A 16,512-nucleotide genomic window follows, 5' to 3' on the forward strand; every position below is an offset into this window, starting at 1 on the left:
CACTATCCCATGATGCACGGATCACCGAAAGCCTCCCGCGGGGAAACTTCGCGCCGTTATAGATCCGCCAGCGCGACGCTCTTGATTTGGGCGTAAACGCGGCGTCCGGGCGCGATGTCGAGGGTCTCGCAGGCGCGGCGCGTGATGCGCGCGAGCAGCGTCTCGCCGCCTGCCGCCAGGCGCACCATGACCTGGGCGGGCTCGCTGTCCGGCGCCACCTCCACCACCTCGGCGGCGACGATATTCTGGATGGTCGTGTCGGTCGCGTGGCCGAGCGCGAGGCTGACGTCGCGCGCGTGGATCGCCAGGCGCACCACCTGTCCCGGCGCGAGCGGGCGGCGCGGCACGGTGAAGCGCCCGGCGCCGGTGTCGAGGTAGGTCAGATGAAAGCGCTCGTCGTGGCCCGCCACCCGGGCGCGCAGCACGGTCGTGGCATCGGGCGCGTGGGCCAGCGTGAGGTCCAGGCGGGCGAGGATCTCCAGAGCGGGGCCCGCCGCCTGTACCCGCCCGCGCTCCAGCACCACCATGTGGTCGGCGAGGCGCGCCACCTCCTCGGGGGCGTGGCTGACGTACACCATCGGGATCGACAGTTCGTCGTGCAGGCGCTCGAGATAGGGCAGGATCTCGTGCTTACTCTTGAGGTCCAGCGCCGCCAGCGGCTCGTCCATCAGCAACAGCTTGGGGCTGGTGAGGAGGGCGCGGGCGATGGCGACGCGCTGGCGCTCGCCGCCCGACAGCCGGTCCGGCGCGCGCGCGAGCAGCGGCCCCACGCCGAGCAGATCCACCGCCTCCTCCAAGCGCACCCGCCGCTGGGCCGCCGGCACGCGCCGCAGGCCGTAGTCGAGGTTCCCGCGCACCGACAAATGGGGGAACAGGCTGGCCTCCTGAAACACGTAGCCCAGCGGGCGTTGGTGAGTCGGCATGAACCGCTCGTCGCCCTGCCAAAGCTCGCCGTTGACGCGGAAGCGCCCCGCCGGGGCCCGCTCCAGCCCGGCCATGCAGCGCAGCACGGTGGTCTTGCCCGAGCCCGAATGGCCGAACAGGGCGGTCACCCCCCGCCCCGGGGCGGTCAGGGCGACATCCAGATCGAACTCGCCGAGGCGCAGCGCGAAGGCCGCTTCGATGCCGCTCACAAACGCACCACGTGAAAGCGCCGGTTCATGAAGTAGACCGCGAACAGAATGAGGAACGAGAACACCAGCAGCAGGGCCGACAGGGCGTGGGCGCTGCCGTAATCCATCGCCTCGACGTGGTCGTAGATGGCGATGGAGGCGACCTGGGTCTGGCCCGGGATGTTGCCACCGATCATCAGGATCACGCCGAACTCACCCAAGGTGTGGGCGAAGGACAGCACCGCGGCGGTCAGGAATCCTCGTCGCGCGAGCGGCGCCGCGACGGTGAAGAAGCGATCCAACGGCGAGGCGCGCAGCGTGGCGGCAACCTCCATCGAGCGGCGCCCGAGACTGGTGAACGCGTCCTGCAGGGGCTGTACCGCGAAGGGCATGGAGTACAGCACCGAGCCGATGACCAGGCCGGTGAAGGTGAACGCGAGGTGCGTGGCGCCCAGCGCCTCCAAGCTACCGCCGACGAAGCCCTGCGGCCCCAGCGCGATGAGCAGATAGAAGCCGAGCACCGTGGGCGGCAGCACCAGCGGCAGCGCGACCACCGCCTCGATGGCGGTCTTGAAGCGGCTGCGCGTGTGCGCCAACCACCACGCCAGCGGCGTGGCGAGCACCAGCAGGATGAGCATGGTGATGAGCGCGAGGCGCAGGGTGATGCCGAGCGCCACCCAGTCCTGATCGGAAATCATCTCAGGCGTCCGGCGCCATAAAGCCATAGCGCGCCATGATCGCGCGCGCCGGCGGCTCGCTCAGGAAGGCGGCAAACGCGAATGCCAGAGGGTTGTCGGCGGCGCGGCGGGTGACGATGAAGCCCTGCTCCAGAGGCCCGTGCAGATCGTCGTCGATGAGCCGGTAGGCGCCCTGCTCGCGCAGATGGGGGTTGATCGCCAACGCCAGCGCGATGATGCCCACCTCCGCCGCACCGCTCTCGACGAACTGGGCGGCGTGCGCGATGTTCTCGCCGAACACCAGCTTGGGCCGCACCGCGTCCCATACCCCCGCCGCCTCCAGGGCCTCCTGTGCGCGCTTGCCATAGGGCGCATGCCGCGGGTTGGCGATGGCCACCCGCCGGATCTCGGGTTTGGCGAGATCCGCCAGCGCGAGGCCGGCGGCGTCCAGCCGCGTGCTCCATAGCACGATGCGCCCCACGGCGTAGGGGATCACTTCGGAGGCCGCATGGCCGTCGCGCGCCAGCGAGCGCGGGTATTCGATGTCCGCCGAAAAGTAGAGGTCAAAGGGCGCGCCGTGCGCCACCTGGGCGCGGAAGCGACCGGAGGAGCCGTAGATCACCTCCACCTTGGCTTCAGGGTGCGCCTCGGCGAAACGCGCCACGATCTCGTCCATGGCGTACTTGAGGTCGGCGGCCGCCGCGATGCGCAGATCGGCGGCGGCGGCCGTTATGGGTGCGCAGAGCAGGAAGAGCAGCGCCAGCGGCACCAGGGATCGTCGCATCGTTTGATTCTCGTTAGCGTTATATACGGCCGGATATAGCGAGGTCGATTGTGTGGACGCGGCGCGCCGCTGTCAAGGCGCCGCGCCGGGGGGCGGGCCGAGCATCGCCTCGAAGTCGGCCAGTTCGTCGGCGATCGCCGCGCCGGCCTTGCGCTCCATGTCGCGGTAGCGACGCAGCACCTCCTCACCCAAGCGGGTGACGCGCGCGCCGCCGCCTCCTTCCCCGCCCACGACCTTCTCCACCAAGGGGCCCGGGAAGCACTGGTTCATGGTGTCCACCAGCAGCCAGGCGCGCCGATAGGACATCCCCAGGCTGCGCGCCGCCGCCGAGATGGAACCGGTGCGACCCAGCGCCTCCAGCAGATCCGCCTTACCGGGGCCCATGGCGGTGTCCTGGCCGACCAGGATGCGCAGTCGCAAACTGTGGCTGCCGCCCATCGTCGTCTCCTCCTCGCTCATGCGCCGATGGTACCGTCTCGCGGCCCCTTATGTAGCGGCGGTCCACGCTTTGCAGTAACGTAACTGCGCACTTTCCTAGAGCCTGCGCAGAGACCCCGACGCCGTGAAGAAGGCCTTCATCATCATCGCCGCCGTACTCGGCGGCCTAGTCCTACTATTGGTCGCCGCGGCGGTCGCGATCGCCGTGTTCGTGGACCCCAACGACTACAAGGACCAGATCAGCGAAGCGGTCGAGAAGCAGACCGGCCGCGAGTTGCAGATCGAGGGCGACCTCGCGCTGACCTTCTTTCCCTGGCTGGGCGTAGAGACCGGCACGGTGGTGCTCGGCAACGCCGCCGGCTTCGGTCCCGAGCCCTTCGCGCGCGTGGAGCGCAGCGTGGTGCGCGTGCGTCTGTTGCCGCTGCTGCGCGGCGAGGTACAGGTCGGGACGGTGGTGCTGCATGGGGTACAGGCCCACTTGGCGCGCCGCGCGGACGGCACCACCAATTGGGACGATCTGGTGCAGACACAGCCCGACGAGGAGCCGGACGAGACCACCGAGCCGCGCGCGTTGGCGGCGCTGGCGGTGGGCGGGCTGGATCTGCGCGACGGGCGCGTGGTGTGGGACGACGCCATGGAGGGCGTGCGCTACGAGCTCAGCGAGCTGCGCCTGACCACCGGCGAAGTGGTGATGGGACGGCCGGTGCCGCTGTCGGCCTCCGGGCGGGTGGCCGCCAGCGAGCCGGCGCTGGATGCGACCTTCTTCCTACAGGGCAGCGCCACCCTGGAGCCCGACCGCGGCCGCTACGCGGCACACGCGCTCGCCCTGGCGGTGGAGGCCGAGGGCGAGGCCCTTCCCGGTGAGCGCTTCAACGGGCGCATCACCCTTGATGCCGCCGTGGACGTGGAGCAGCAGACCCTCGAGGTGAGCCGCTTGGACGTGGACGCGGCGGGCATCAGCCTGGCCGTGCAGGCGCGCGGCGCGAACATCGTCGACGCCCCCCGATTCAGCGGCAGCGCCGGGGCGCGCGTGACCGACGGCGCCCAGTTGGTGCGCACCTTGGGCCTCACCGAGGAGGACCTCGACGGCAACGCCCTGCGCGGCAGCACCCTGGAGAGCGAGTTCGAAATGGACCTCGACGCGCAGACGGCCAGCGTCCCCCGTCTGGTGCTGAACCTGGCGGGCGTGCGCGGCGAGGGCCGGGCTCATGTCACCCAACTGCTCGAGCAGCCCAATATCACGGGCGAGCTCGCCATCGCCGAGTTTGCCCCCCGCGCGGTGCTGGAGCGCCTCGGCGTGGAACTGCCCGAGATGCAGGATGCCGAGGCCCTGGGACGCGCCGCCCTGCGCCTCGCGTTCTCCGCCTCACCGGCGCACCTTGATGTCGAGGGGCTGCAGGCCAGCCTCGACGACACCACGCTGCGCGGCGAGGCGAGCGTGCGTGACTTCGAGGCGCCGGTGGTGCGCTTCAACTTCGCCGCCGACCGCATCGACATGGACCGCTACCTGGGGCCCGAGACCGAACACGCCGCGCCCTCGCCCACGGGCGCCGCCGCGGCCGGTGCCACCGAGCTGCCGTTGGACCTGCTGCGCGCCCTGGACGTGGAGGGCCGCGTGACGCTGGGCGAGGTGAAGGTGATGGAGCTGCGCGCCAGCGACCTGCAGGCGACACTCACGGGGCGCGGCGGTGAGTTGCGCCTGCACCCGGTCAACGCCGCACTCTATGGCGGCCGCTACCAAGGCGACCTGCGCCTGGACGTGCGCGGCGAGGAACCGCGCATCGCGGTCAACGACCGCCTGCAGGATGTGCAGATCGGCGCCCTGCTGGAGGACTTCATGGGCGATGACCTGGTGCGCGGCACCGCCAACCTCGCGGTGAACGTGGGCGGCGTGGGGCTGGAGCCCGAGGCCATCATGCAGACCCTGACCGGCGAGGCGCGGGTGCAAGTGCGCGACGGGGCGATCAAAAACCTCAACATCGCCGGCGCGATCCGCGAGGGCTACGCACGCTATCAGGGCCAGCGCCTGTCCGCCGAGGAACGCGAGCGCAGCACCGACTTCGCCGAGCTGAGCGCCAGCGCGCAGATCGAGGCGGGGCTGGTGAGCAGCCAGGACCTGCAGATCAACTCGCCCCTGCTGCGCGTGCGCGGTGCCGGTACGCTGGACCTGAACACCGAGGAGATCGACTACCGCCTGAACACCATCGTCGTCGCGACCCTGGAGGGTCAGGACGCCGCGGAGGCAGAGGTGCTGCGCGGGCTCACGCTGCCGGTGCGCGTGAGCGGCACCTACACCGACCCCAGCGTGTCGGTGGAGCTGCGCGCCCTGCTCGAGGGCCGGGTCCGCGAGGAGGCGGACAAGCTGCGCCGGGAGGCCGAGCAACGCGCGCGCGAGGAACTGAAGCAACGCGAGCAGCAGATCGAGCAAGAGCTCAAGAAGCGCGAAGAGCAAGTCGAGCAGGAACTGAAGCAGCGCGAGGAAGAGCTCAAGCAGAAGCTCGAGGAAGGCACGCGCGACCGTCTGCGCGACCTGCTGCGGCGCTGATGCGAGCCGCGGCCGCGGCGCTGGTCGGGCTGCTGGCACTGCCGGGGGCGCAGGCCGGCGAGGTACTGCGCGCCGAGGCGCAGCGTAGCAGCGACGGCTACACGCTGACGCTCGCGCTGCGCGTGGAGGCGCCGCTCGAGCAGGTGCGCGCCCGGCTCACCGACTACGCCAATCTGCACCGCCTGAACGACACCCTGCGCGCCAGCACCCTGCTCGAGGCACGCCCGCCCGTGTTCCGGGTGCGCTTGGTCAGTCACGCCTGCGTGCTGGCCTTCTGCGCCACGCTGGTGCAGGAGCAGGAGGTCACCGAGCTGTCGAGCGGCGACATCGCCGCCCGTCTGGTGCCGGGCGCGGGCGACTTCCGCGGCGGCACCCTGCTCTGGCGCTTCACGCCCGTCGAGGCGGGCACCGAAGTGGCGATGCACGCCCACCTCCAGCCCGACTTCTGGGTGCCGCCGGTAATCGGAGCCTGGCTGCTGACGCGCAAGCTGCGTCAGGAGGCGCGCCAGACGCTGGTCGCGCTCGAACAAGGCCGCGCGCCATGAGCCCCCCGTCCGTCGCGGCGGCCTTGCTTGCCTGGCACGCCCGCCACGGGCGCCACGGCCTGCCCTGGCAGCAGCCGCGCGACCCGTACCGGGTATGGGTCTCGGAGGTCATGCTGCAACAGACCCAGGTGGCGACGGTGATTCCTTACTTCGCGCGCTTCATGGCGCGCTTCCCCGATGTTCAGACCTTGGCCGCGGCCCCGCTGGATGAGGTGTTGCACCTGTGGACCGGGCTTGGCTACTACGCCCGGGCGCGCAATCTGCACCGCGCGGCGCAGGAGGTTTGCGCCGCGCACGGCGGCGCGTTCCCCAGGAGCCTGGAAGGACTGGCGGCGCTGCCGGGCATCGGGCGCTCCACGGCCGCCGCCATCCTCGCCCAGGCGCACGACCTGCCGCATGCCATCCTGGACGGCAACGCCAAGCGCGTGCTGGCGCGCTACCACGCCGTGGAAGGCTGGCCGGGCAGCGGCCCGGTACAGAAACGGCTGTGGGCCCTCGCCGAGCAGCACACCCCGCGCACGCGCTGCGCCGACTACACCCAGGCGATCATGGATCTCGGCGCCACGGTGTGCACCCGCAGCCGCCCGCGCTGCGCGGCCTGCCCGCTGCAAGCCGGCTGCGCCGCGTGGCGCGCGGGCGAACCCACCGCCTACCCGGGCGCCCGGCCGCGCAAGACGCTACCGGTGCGCCGCACGCGCATGCTGCTGCTGGTCGATCCGCGCGGCGCGGTGCTGCTGGAGCAGCGGCCCCCTGCGGGGCTGTGGGGCGGGCTGTGGTCGCTGCCCGAATGCCCGCCCGAGGCCGAACTCGCCCACTGGTGCCGCGAACGCTACGGCGTACAACCCGGCCGCGCGGTGGCGCTGCCGCCGCTGCGTCACACCTTCAGTCACTTTCATCTGGATATCGACCCGTGGCGCCTGCCGGTCGACACCGGCCATGCGGCCCCGGCCGCCGCTGGTATAATGGACGGCTGTCGCCTCGCCTGGTGCGACCCGGCCGACCCGCGACGCGGGCTGCCCGCGCCGGTGGTGCGTTTGTTGGGCGCCCTGACCACTGCGGGCGAGGCCGTTACAAAGAGCTAAGGAGATTCACGATGGCGCGTATGGTGCAGTGTGTAAAACTCGGCAAAGAGGCCGAAGGGCTCGACTTCCCGCCCTACCCGGGCGAGTTGGGCAAGCGCCTATATGAGAATGTCTCCAAAGAGGCCTGGCAGGCCTGGCTGCGTCAGCAGACCATGCTCATCAATGAGTACCGCCTCACTCCCATCGACCCGAAGCACCGCAAGTTCCTCGAGGACGAGATGGAGAAGTTCTTCTTCACCGGCGGAGCGCAGACGCCCGAGGGTTATGTGCCCCCGAGCGCGGGCGGCAGCAGCGACTGAACCGCGGCCGCGGCGATGCCGCGCACGGCTTGACGCCCCGCGCCCGCGCAGGTCTAATAGCGGGCCTTGCCGCAGCCACGCGCGCGCCCGCTTGTAAGGCGCAGCGTTCACAGGAGGTGAACGCGCTCGCGACGCAAGACCAGGGAAGGTGTCTTCCGCATTGCCTCATGGCCAGGTAGCTCAGTTGGTAGAGCAGGGGATTGAAAATCCCCGTGTCGGCGGTTCGATTCCGTCCCTGGCCACCATCTCCCTGCAACGACAAGCCCACGCGCGGTCTATGCTGCCCATACGGCCGGCGCCGCCATGCCCCATCGCTTGACGGTGCGCTCCGCCCGCAAGCGGTGCGTTCTGTTGTACCTCTTGCAGCGGCCGGCCACGCGAACGTCTAGCGATAGGAACCGGCATGCTTAACACCCCAACACGCGGGACCCCCGCCACTGCGCAGGAGGCCCCGGCCCTCCTCGGGCTCACCAAGGTCCCTTCGGGGATCCCCGGCTTCGACGACATCACCGAAGGCGGTCTGCCACGCGGGCGCACCAGCCTGGTATGTGGTGCCGCCGGCTGTGGCAAGACGCTGTTCGGCATGCAGTTCCTGGTGCGCGGGGCGCTGGATCATGACGAACCGGGGGTGTTCATCGCCTTCGAGGAGACCGAACAGGATCTGGTGCAGAACGTCGCCTCCTTGGGCTTCGACCTCAACGCCCTAGTGGACGCGGGCAAGCTCGCGATGGACCACATCCGGGTGGAGCGCAACGAGATCGAGGAAAACGGCGAGTACAACCTGGAGGGGCTGTTCCTGCGCCTGGAACTGGCCATCCAGTCGGTGGGCGCCAAGCGGGTGGTGATCGATACGCTGGAGACGTTGTTCGGCGGTCTGGACAATTACGCCATCTTGCGCTCGGAGCTACGACGCCTGTTCCAGTGGCTGAAAGATCGCGGCGTGAGCGCCGTCATCACCGCCGAGCGGGGCGAGGGTACGCTTACCCGCCACGGGCTGGAGGAGTACGTCTCGGACTGCGTGATCCTGCTCGATCATCGCGTCTCGGAGCAGATCTCGACCCGGCGCCTGCGTGTGGTGAAGTACCGCGGCACCACCCACGGCACCAACGAATACCCCTTCCTGATCGACGAGGCCGGCATCACGGTGATGCCCATCACCGCCGCCGGCCTGCACCACGACGTGAGCGACGAGCGCGTCAGCAGCGGCGTGCCGCGCCTGGACACCATGTTGGGCGGCGAGGGCTATTACCGCGGCAGCACCGTGCTGGTGTCGGGGACGGCGGGCGCCGGCAAGAGCAGCCTGGCGGCGCACTTCGCCGACGCCACCTGCGCCCGCGGCGAGCGCTGCATCTACTTCGCCTTCGAAGAATCCCCGCAGCAGATCAAGCGCAACATGCGCTCCATCGGCGTGGACCTCGGCGCCCACGAGCAGGCCGGGTTGCTGCGCTTCGTGGCCGCCCGCCCGACCATGCACGGCTTGGAGACCCACCTCGCCGTCATGCACAAGCAAATCCGCGACTTCCAGCCTACGGCGGTGGTGGTCGACCCGGTCGGCAACCTGATCGCGGCGGCGAATCAGGAGGAGGCGCACCTGATGGTGGTACGCCTGGTGGACTTTCTGAAGCTGCACGGCATCACGTCCGTGATGACCAGCCTGACCTCGGGCGGGGCGGCGGCCGAGGCCACCGAGATCGCCATCTCGTCCATCGTCGACACCTGGCTGCTGGTCAAAAGCATCGAGGCGAGCGGTGAGCGCAATCGCGGCCTGTACATCCTCAAGTCGCGCGGCATGGCGCACTCGCACCAGGTACGTGAGTTCGTCATCACCTCGGAGGGTATCGATCTGGTCGATGTCTATATTGGTGCGGAGGGGGTGCTCACCGGCTCGGCGCGCGTACAGCAGGAGAATCGCGAGCGGGCGGCCGCGGTCCGACGAGCGCAGGAGATCGAGCGCAAGCAGCGCGAGCTCGAGCGTCAGCGCCATGCCATGGAGCACCAGATCGCGGCACTGCGTGCCGAGTTCGAGGCCCAGGAGGCCGAGATGGCGCGCATCATCGAACAGGAACAAGCGGTCGAAGAGCAGCTGCTTCAGGATCGCAGCGGCATCGCCAGCCGCCGCGGCGCGGATACTTCTGATTAACCGCCGGAACCGGCGCGAGGAGCAAGTACTCTCATGACGGACGATCGGTCACCGCATAACGGCAGCGACGATGTCTGGACCCTTCGATTGTACGTGGCGGGCGAGAACCAGAAGTCGCGCGCGGCGTTCACCAATCTTACGCGGCTGTGCGAGAAGCACCTGGGCACAGGCCGCTACGAGATCGAGGTCATCGATCTCATGAAGAACCCGCAGTTGGCCAAGGCGGACCAGATCCTGGCCATCCCCACCCTGGTGCGGCGTATCCCCGAACCCATGAAGCGCGTGATCGGCGACCTGTCCGATGCCGACCGCGCACTGATCGCCCTCGATCTTAGCGCGATCGAGGGGTGAGCGATGAAGGCGACGCAGGCCCCGGTAGCGCTCGAACTGTTCGTACGCGGCCAGTCTCCTCATTCGCGTGAGGCGATCCAGTTGGTGCGCCGGGTGTGCGAGACGCACATGCCGTTCGGCTATTCGTTGGAGGTCATCGACATCGCCACGCAGCCGGAGCGGGTGCGCGCGGCCGGGGTGATGGCGGTGCCGACGCTGGTGCGCCGCCGTCCGGAACCGGTGCTCAGTACCGTGGGCCGGTTGGATGAGGCACGGGTTCTGGCCGGGCTCGGCCTGCAATGAGGGCACCGGACGGGACAGCGAGCGTGGAGGAGCTGCGCCGCCGGTTGCGTGAGGCGGACGACACGCTGGATGCGCTTCGGCGCGGGGCGGTGGACGCGGTGGTGGTGGACGGCCCGCACGGCCAGCAGATCTACACCCTGGAAAGCGCGGACCAGCCGTTTCGCATATTCGTCGAGCGCATGCAGGAAGGCGCCATCACCCTGGACGCCGAGGGCACCCTTCTGTACTGCAACCCCTACTTCGCACAACTGCTGCAGCGACCCGCCTCGCAGGTGATGGGCGCGCGGCTCGAGGCGTTCCTCACGGCCGACTCCCACGCGCCGTGTCGCGAAGCGATGCGGGCAGCCCCCACGCAGCCGAGCCGCGTCGAGTGCCGACTCGCGCCGCGTGCGGGCAAGGCGGTGCTGGTGGAGTTCGCCTTCAGTGTCCTGCCCTCGTCGGTGACCCTTATCGGGGCCGTGGTCACCGACCTCACGGCGCGCGAGGAGGCCAAGCGCCTCGAGGTGGAACGCAAGGCCGCCGAGGAGGCCAACACCGCACGTGACCGCTTCCTCGCCATGATCAGCCACGAACTGCGCACGCCCTTGAATGCCATCACCGGCTGGGTGCAGGTGCTCGGTCTGCGCAAGGATCTGCCCGAGGCGGCCATGCGGGGGCTGGAGATCATCGAGCGCAGCGGCTGGGCGCAGGCCCAGCTGATCGACGACCTGCTCGACGTGTCGCGCATCCTTGCGGGCAAGCTACGCCTGGAGACGGCCCCGGTCGACCTGGCCGCGGTTGCCACCGCCGCCATCGCCTCGGCGCAGCCGCAGGCCGACGCCAAGGACATTCGCCTGGTGCCGCGCCTCGGCGACCACTCGGTAGTGGTGCAGGGCGACGTGGCGCGCCTGCGTCAGATCATCAGCAATCTGGTCGTGAACGCCATCAAATACACGCCCGAGGGCGGCGAGGTGAGCGTCGAGCTGCGCGAGGACGCGGACGCCGTCGAGGTCGAAGTGGCCGACAACGGCGTCGGCATCGCGCCGAACGACCTTCCGCGGATGTTCGGCCTGTTCGAGCAGGTCGAGACGGGGACGCGCCGCCGCGGCGGCGGCCTGGGGCTGGGGCTGGCCATCGTCAAGCAACTCGTGGAACTGCACGGCGGCGAGGTGCGCCTGCTCAGCGACGGCGAGGGCCGCGGCACCACGGCGCGGGTGCGGCTACCACGGCCCGACAGCGAGGCACCAACGCGCGCTGAGCGGGAACGCGCTGCCACGGCGCATCTCGACGGCCTAAGGATACTGCTGGTCGAGGACGAGGATCAGGCCCGCGAGACGCTGGCGGAGTGGCTGCGCGGCGCGCACGCGCGGGTCACGACCGCGGCCACCGCCGACGAGGCGCTACGGGCGGTACAGGGCGACACCTTCGACGTGCTGGTGAGCGACCTCGGCCTGCCCGATGTGGACGGCCTGGTGCTCATCGAGCGCATTCGAGCCGCGGGGGTGGACGCGCGTGCGCTACCGGCGCTTGCCCTCACCGCCTATGCGGGCGCGGACTACCGGCGGCAGGTGCTGGAAGCGGGTTATCAGGCCCATCTGCCCAAGCCGGCGCGCTACGACGCGTTGTGCGGCGCGATTCTCGAACTGGGGAGAAAGGGGGCCGGATGAGCGGCGTCGGCCCCGCCGATGAACCGGCGCCGCGCGCGGCGCAACGGGCGACGCGCCCGGCCCTCTAGCGACGCCCTGCGGCGTCAATGGTGGTGCGGCAACTGATTCTCGATCAGCCAGTAGAAGCCGGCACGACCGACCACCTCGGCGAACGCGCCGAACTCCACCGGCTTGACGAGATAGCTGTTGGCGCCGAGCCGATAGGCCTCCTCCAGATCCCGATCCTCGGCCGACGAGGTCAGCACAACCGTCGGCACGCATTTGGTTCGCTCGTCCGCCTTCAGTCGCGCCAGCAGCTCCAGCCCGGTCACCTTCGGCAGCTTGAGGTCGAGCAACACCAGCACCAGCTTGCCGCGCGGCTTGTGCGCGTAGGGGCCCGTGCCGAACACATAATCCAGGGCCTCGGCACCGTCGCGCATCCACACGATGTCGTTGGCGAGGTTGTGCTTGCGCAGCGCGCGCAGCGTCAACTCGCCGTCGTTCGGGTTGTCTTCCACCAGCAGTACTTCGATACGGCCGCTATCGGGCATCGTCCTCGGCTCCCGTCGGTAAGGCGAAATAGAAGGTCGCGCCCTCGTCGAGCGCTGCTTGGGCCCAGACGCGACCGCCGTGGCGCACGACGATGCGCTTCACCATGGCGAGCCCCACGCCGGTCCCCGCGAACTCGTCGGGGCGGTGCAGGCGCTGGAACACGCCGAACAGCTTGTTCGCATATTGCATATCGAACCCCACCCCATTATCGCTCACAGCGTAGACGGTCTCCCCCTCGGCCTCCTCGGCCCAGATCCGCACCCGCGGCCGGGGGTTGTGGCCGCTGAACTTCACCGCGTTGCTGATCAGGTTGACCCAGACCTGGCGCAGCAACGCGCGATCGCAGCGCACCGGTGGCAGGTCGCCCACCTCGATCGGCGGCAGAGTCTCGCCCGGCACGTTGGCCATTTCCTCGATCACCTCGGCCACCAGATCCTGCATGTCCGTCAAACTGGTGCTGACCGCGGCGCGGCCGAGGCGCGAGAAGGCCAGCAGATCGTCGATCAGCTGCCCCATGTTACGACAGTTGTCGCGCACCACCTTGATCAGCCGCCCCGCCTCCGCGTCGAGCTGCGGGCCGTATTCGTCGGCCAGGATGCGCGAGAAGCCATCGATGGCGCGCAGCGGCGAGCGCAGGTCGTGCGACACCGAGTAACTGAAACCTTCGAGCTCCGCGTTGGCTGCCTCCAGCTGCGCCGTGCGCGCCGCCACGCGCTGCTCGAGCTCGGCATTCAGGGCACGCACCGCGGCCTCGGCGCGGCGACGTTCGGCGATCTCGCGCTCGAGTTCCTGGTGGCGCTGTTCGAGCTCGCCGTAGGCGCGGCGCAGGGCATCGTCCTGATCGTGGATCTGCGCGAGCATCTGATTGAGCGCGTCGGTCAGCAGCCCGATCTCGTCCGAGGCGTGCTTGCGCGCCCGTAGGGTGTAGTCCTGGCGCTCGGTCACCGCACGGGCGACGCCCGCGAGGTCCAATACCGGCCGCGAAATGGCGCGCTGGAACACCATCGCCAGGAGAAGGCTCAGCAGCAGCACGCTGGCGAACAGACCCGCGACGATCAGGGCGTAACGGCGCAGCAGTTCGTCCAGCGGCGAGACGTCGGCGCGCAGGTACACCGTGCCGACGCGCTCGGTGCCGTGACCGATGTCGTGATAAAGCTCGAGCGCACCATCGACGAAGCGCTGGCGGGGACCGTCCGGATTGGCCGGGATCGGCGACTCTCGACGGCGCTGGTAGGTGGCGAACAGTTCACCGTCGGCGGTGTACAGCGCGCCGCTGATGACGATGGAACGCGCCGACAGCGCCTGCAGATTCTCGGTGGCGGCGTCGGCGTCGGCGAACTGCAGCGCCGCGCGCGAGTTCACGCCGATCAGCTGTGCGATCCCGCGCAGGTCGGCGGCCATACGATCGCGCGCGGTGCTCGCCTCGTAGCCGATGATGGTCATCGCCGCAGCGACCAAGGTGAGGCTGCTCACCAGCAGGATGATGCCGGTGAGTTTGAGGCGGATGGGCAGGTCCCGGAGTCTCGGCATCACTGCACCACCCTGGCCAAGTCAAGCAGCCGCGAGCTGATGCGCAGTCCCGCGCGCTCGGCCGCGGTCTGATTGATGGTCAAGCGCACGCGGTCGTTCTCGACCCGGAAGGCAACCACGCCGCCCTCGGCCGCAAACGCCTCGTGGTCGCCCACCGTCAGCACCGGCCAGTCCTGCAGGCGCGCGAGATCGCGCTGCTCCGCCGCGCGCTGCGCATGGCGCACGAACACGATGTGGCAGCTACGGGCCGCGTCGGCACTGCCGATCCGCTGCACCCGCACCGGACGCCCGTTGGCGCGGCGCACGGCGACCAGCTCATCCAGCATGGCGCCGAACGGATCTTCACCGAGCAGGCAAATACCCACGACCGGCGCGGACTCGGCGCGCGCATCGTGCGGCCACTCGACGTAATCGGTGAAATGCAGCAGGAAGGCGGCCTTGATCTCGTACTCCGAGGCTACCGACTGTGCCTGCGCGGCGCCGCTCACGCCCAGGGTCGCCAGCAGCATCACCCACGCGCACCCCGTGAGCCCGACGAACAAGCGCATTGCCCGCACCCCGCCCCCTCAGAACCGCTGCTCGAGGCGCAGGTAGCCAGCGCGCTCGAACTCGATCTCGGGATCGAACTCGCTATGCGGCGACCCGAGCAGGTTGCGTCCGACCAGGCTGAGGGAGAGGTCCGGCCGCGCCTGCCAGTTGATGCGCAGGTCGGCGGTGGTGTAGCTAGGCACGCCGCGCCCCGGCAGGGCATCGACATAGCGCAGTGCGCCGGCCAACTGCAGCCGCGGGCTGAGGTCAAAGCGCGGGCGCAGGCTGAGCTGGTGACGCGGGCTTGCGCCCTCGGCCGCCTCCGCCGTTGCGACCGTGCCGGGCTCGGCCTCGAGCTGCAGACGGAAGTAGGTATAGGCGAGATCGAACCCCAGGCGCGGGCTCGCCTGCCAGCGCGTCGCCAGCTCGAGCCCGTAGGACTCGCCTGCCATCGCGTTGTCGAGGCGCGAGGGCAGTACCGCGTGCGGCGGCGCGGGGTCGGTCTCGACGTAGGGCGCCTCGGCGCGCCAGGTAACGAGCTCGCGGTAGTCGTGATAGAAGACGGTCGCGTCCACGTGCAGGCTGCGCGTGGGCGAGACCCGGTAGCCGAGCTCGTAGGCCGTCAGGCGCTCGGCGTCCAGCGCGCGACTGCCGAGCAGCCGCGCCACCGTCGGCTCGTCGGGATCGCCCGGTTGGGTGAGGTTGATGATGACGTCGCGCTCACCGCGGCTCGGCACGCGCGACGCGCGCGACACGGCGCCCCACAGCGTCTGGTGCGGGGCCGGCGACCAAGCCAGGCGCACTGAGGGCTGCGGCTCGGCGCCCGTGTAATCGTGGTACTCGAGCTTGGCGCCCAGCGTCAGACTCAGCGTCTCGCGCAGCGCGATGGTGTCCTGTACGAACGCGCTGTAGACGTTGGTGCTGTCACGCGTGGGCTGGAAGTCGACCAGGTAGGTCGACTCGAAGCGGTCGCGGATATGGCGGTAACCCAGCCCCCACACCAGATCGTGGCGATCGTCGAGGCGGTAGTGGTGCTGAAAATCGAGGTCGTAGGTGGCGACCTGCTCGCGGGTGAACAGCGGATGGGCCTCGTACCAATCGGCGTAGGCCTGCACCGTCACGTCGCCCCGCTCTCCCTGCGGACGGCTCCAGCGCCCGAGCAGGTGGCCGCCGCGGGTGGTCATATCGTGGCGGCGCGGGATCGGATCGGCGGGCGACTCGGGCGGAAAGATGCGGCTCACCTCACCGTCGTACGCCTCGCCCTGCAGGGTGTAGCGGTGCCGCTCCGGGGTGGTCCAGTCCGCGCGCGCGCCGACACGCCCCTGCGACCAGTCGTCCTCGGCGCTGCCGCCGGCCGCCAGACGGGCCGCGTCGGCGTCGCGGAACTTGGCGAACGCGCGATAGCTGCCGCGCTCGCCGAGCGCGTCGCCCCAGCGGGCGCCCGCGACCCGCTCCTCCGTGCCGCCGATCAGGCCCACGAAGCCGCCCTCGGTCTCCCGCGCGTCCTTGGTGATGATGTTGATGACGCCGTTCACGGCATTGGCGCCCCACTGCGTGGCGCCCGGCCCGCGGATGACCTCGATACGCTCGATGTCCTCCAACAGGGTGTCCTGGGCGCTCCAGTTCACGCCTCCGTGCACGGGCGTGTAGACGCTGCGGCCGTCGATCAGGACCAGCAGCTTGTTCGAGTACTCACCGGCAAAGCCACGCGCGCTGATGGACCAGCGGTTGCTGCCGATGCGCGCGACATGCAGCCCCGGGATGTCGCGCAGGAGTTCGGGAATGCTGGTCGCACCCGAGCGGCGGATGTCCTCCGCAGTCAACACGATGGCAGCGGCAGCACTGGTCGCCAGCGGCTCGGCACGGCGCGAGGCGGTGGTGACCTGCACCTCCGCGAGCTGCTCGATGCTCAGGTCGAGCAGGCGCGGGGCGGCAGCGACGCTCATCGGCATCAGCGACATCATCACGAGCGCCCGGGAGAGCGCCCGTGGCGATGGGGGCGCCGAGCGGCGGGCATGCTGG

At 69.8% G+C, this 16,512-nt stretch carries 16 protein-coding genes and 1 tRNA gene; 9 read left to right on the forward strand and 8 right to left on the reverse strand.

Annotated elements, in window-relative coordinates; genetic code table 11:
• Positions 1-56: 56 nt before the first annotated feature.
• The 4 genes from modC to HUS23_05730 form a co-directional block, all read right to left on the reverse strand.
• Positions 57-1,133, reverse strand: coding sequence for a molybdenum ABC transporter ATP-binding protein (modC, locus tag HUS23_05715; GenBank protein QKT03334.1), 1,077 nt, complete (start codon positions 1,131-1,133; stop codon positions 57-59).
• Positions 1,130-1,810: a molybdate ABC transporter permease subunit gene (gene modB / locus HUS23_05720; protein QKT03335.1), complete on the reverse strand. Its 681-nt coding sequence runs from the start codon at positions 1,808-1,810 to the stop codon at positions 1,130-1,132. The genes modC and modB overlap by 4 nt, the downstream gene beginning before the upstream one ends.
• A 1-nt stretch (position 1,811) precedes the next feature.
• On the reverse strand, positions 1,812-2,573 hold the full coding sequence (gene modA / locus HUS23_05725) for a molybdate ABC transporter substrate-binding protein (protein QKT03336.1): 762 nt from the start codon (positions 2,571-2,573) through the stop codon (positions 1,812-1,814).
• A 72-nt stretch (positions 2,574-2,645) separates the two neighbouring features.
• Complete coding sequence (locus tag HUS23_05730; GenBank protein QKT04993.1) at positions 2,646-3,011, reverse strand: LysR family transcriptional regulator; 366 nt, start codon at positions 3,009-3,011, stop codon at positions 2,646-2,648.
• A gap of 124 nt (positions 3,012-3,135) precedes the next feature.
• On the opposite strand from HUS23_05730, the gene HUS23_05735 reads away from it, so the two are divergent.
• The 9 genes from HUS23_05735 to HUS23_05775 all read left to right on the forward strand — a co-directional run bounded on the left by HUS23_05735 (position 3,136) and on the right by HUS23_05775 (position 11,901).
• Positions 3,136-5,556, forward strand: a complete 2,421-nt coding sequence (locus HUS23_05735) for an AsmA family protein (GenBank protein ID QKT03337.1) — start codon at positions 3,136-3,138, stop codon at positions 5,554-5,556.
• Complete coding sequence (locus HUS23_05740; GenBank protein ID QKT03338.1) at positions 5,556-6,101, forward strand: SRPBCC family protein; 546 nt, start codon at positions 5,556-5,558, stop codon at positions 6,099-6,101. Before HUS23_05735 ends, HUS23_05740 begins: the two co-directional genes overlap by 1 nt.
• Entirely contained in the window at positions 6,098-7,183 is a 1,086-nt protein-coding gene (gene mutY, locus HUS23_05745) for an A/G-specific adenine glycosylase (protein QKT03339.1), read from the forward strand. Before HUS23_05740 ends, mutY begins: the two co-directional genes overlap by 4 nt.
• A gap of 11 nt (positions 7,184-7,194) precedes the next feature.
• Entirely contained in the window at positions 7,195-7,482 is a 288-nt protein-coding gene (locus HUS23_05750) for an oxidative damage protection protein (protein ID QKT03340.1), read from the forward strand.
• Positions 7,483-7,651: 169 nt separating this feature from the next.
• Positions 7,652-7,727, forward strand: a tRNA-Phe gene (locus tag HUS23_05755).
• 158 nt (positions 7,728-7,885) lie between these two features.
• Complete coding sequence (gene kaiC, locus HUS23_05760; protein ID QKT03341.1) at positions 7,886-9,622, forward strand: circadian clock protein KaiC; 1,737 nt, start codon at positions 7,886-7,888, stop codon at positions 9,620-9,622.
• A gap of 33 nt (positions 9,623-9,655) precedes the next feature.
• Positions 9,656-9,973: a circadian clock protein KaiB gene (locus HUS23_05765; GenBank protein ID QKT03342.1), complete on the forward strand. Its 318-nt coding sequence runs from the start codon at positions 9,656-9,658 to the stop codon at positions 9,971-9,973.
• 3 nt (positions 9,974-9,976) lie between these two features.
• The gene (locus HUS23_05770; GenBank protein ID QKT03343.1) at positions 9,977-10,255 is read left to right on the forward strand and encodes a circadian clock protein KaiB; all 279 of its coding nucleotides are present in this window, start codon (positions 9,977-9,979) and stop codon (positions 10,253-10,255) included.
• 23 nt (positions 10,256-10,278) lie between these two features.
• The gene (locus HUS23_05775) at positions 10,279-11,901 is read left to right on the forward strand and encodes a response regulator (protein QKT03344.1); all 1,623 of its coding nucleotides are present in this window, start codon (positions 10,279-10,281) and stop codon (positions 11,899-11,901) included.
• Positions 11,902-11,984: 83 nt separating this feature from the next.
• Here HUS23_05775 and HUS23_05780 read toward each other — a convergent pair whose 3' ends face one another.
• From HUS23_05780 to HUS23_05795, 4 genes are read right to left on the reverse strand one after another with little or no spacing between them, the layout of a single operon-like run.
• The gene (locus tag HUS23_05780; protein ID QKT03345.1) at positions 11,985-12,431 is read right to left on the reverse strand and encodes a response regulator; all 447 of its coding nucleotides are present in this window, start codon (positions 12,429-12,431) and stop codon (positions 11,985-11,987) included.
• Positions 12,421-13,962 (reverse strand): HAMP domain-containing protein, encoded by a 1,542-nt coding sequence (locus HUS23_05785; protein QKT03346.1) that lies wholly within the window; start codon positions 13,960-13,962, stop codon positions 12,421-12,423. Before HUS23_05785 ends, HUS23_05780 begins: the two co-directional genes overlap by 11 nt.
• A complete protein-coding gene (locus HUS23_05790; protein ID QKT03347.1) occupies positions 13,962-14,510 on the reverse strand; it encodes a YfiR family protein in 549 nt (182 codons plus the stop codon). Before HUS23_05790 ends, HUS23_05785 begins: the two co-directional genes overlap by 1 nt.
• Positions 14,511-14,528: 18 nt before the next feature.
• Positions 14,529-16,442 carry a TonB-dependent receptor gene (locus HUS23_05795; GenBank protein QKT03348.1) on the reverse strand — a complete coding sequence of 638 codons (1,914 nt, stop codon included), beginning with the start codon at positions 16,440-16,442 and terminating at the stop codon, positions 14,529-14,531.
• Between the last annotated feature and the right edge of the window lie 70 nt (positions 16,443-16,512).

The organism is Ectothiorhodospiraceae bacterium 2226 (genome assembly GCA_013348725.1).
In the GTDB taxonomy this organism is placed as follows: domain Bacteria; phylum Pseudomonadota; class Gammaproteobacteria.

Bases quoted from the DNA above. Each gene is read 5' to 3' on its own strand.
- HUS23_05740 (QKT03338.1), top strand. From the start codon at position 5,556: ATGCGAGCCGCGGCCGCGGCGCTGGTCGGGCTGCTGGCACTGCCGGGG.
- HUS23_05770 (QKT03343.1), top strand. From the start codon at position 9,977: ATGAAGGCGACGCAGGCCCCGGTAGCGCTCGAACTGTTCGTACGCGGC.
- HUS23_05790 (QKT03347.1), bottom strand. From the start codon at position 14,510: ATGCGCTTGTTCGTCGGGCTCACGGGGTGCGCGTGGGTGATGCTGCTG.
- HUS23_05780 (QKT03345.1), bottom strand. From the start codon at position 12,431: ATGCCCGATAGCGGCCGTATCGAAGTACTGCTGGTGGAAGACAACCCG.
- HUS23_05795 (QKT03348.1), bottom strand. From the start codon at position 16,442: ATGCCGATGAGCGTCGCTGCCGCCCCGCGCCTGCTCGACCTGAGCATC.
- HUS23_05730 (QKT04993.1), bottom strand. From the start codon at position 3,011: ATGGGCGGCAGCCACAGTTTGCGACTGCGCATCCTGGTCGGCCAGGAC.
- kaiC (QKT03341.1), top strand. From the start codon at position 7,886: ATGCTTAACACCCCAACACGCGGGACCCCCGCCACTGCGCAGGAGGCC.
- HUS23_05765 (QKT03342.1), top strand. From the start codon at position 9,656: ATGACGGACGATCGGTCACCGCATAACGGCAGCGACGATGTCTGGACC.
- modB (QKT03335.1), bottom strand. From the start codon at position 1,810: ATGATTTCCGATCAGGACTGGGTGGCGCTCGGCATCACCCTGCGCCTC.
- modA (QKT03336.1), bottom strand. From the start codon at position 2,573: ATGCGACGATCCCTGGTGCCGCTGGCGCTGCTCTTCCTGCTCTGCGCA.
- HUS23_05750 (QKT03340.1), top strand. From the start codon at position 7,195: ATGGCGCGTATGGTGCAGTGTGTAAAACTCGGCAAAGAGGCCGAAGGG.
- HUS23_05785 (QKT03346.1), bottom strand. From the start codon at position 13,962: ATGCCGAGACTCCGGGACCTGCCCATCCGCCTCAAACTCACCGGCATC.
- mutY (QKT03339.1), top strand. From the start codon at position 6,098: ATGAGCCCCCCGTCCGTCGCGGCGGCCTTGCTTGCCTGGCACGCCCGC.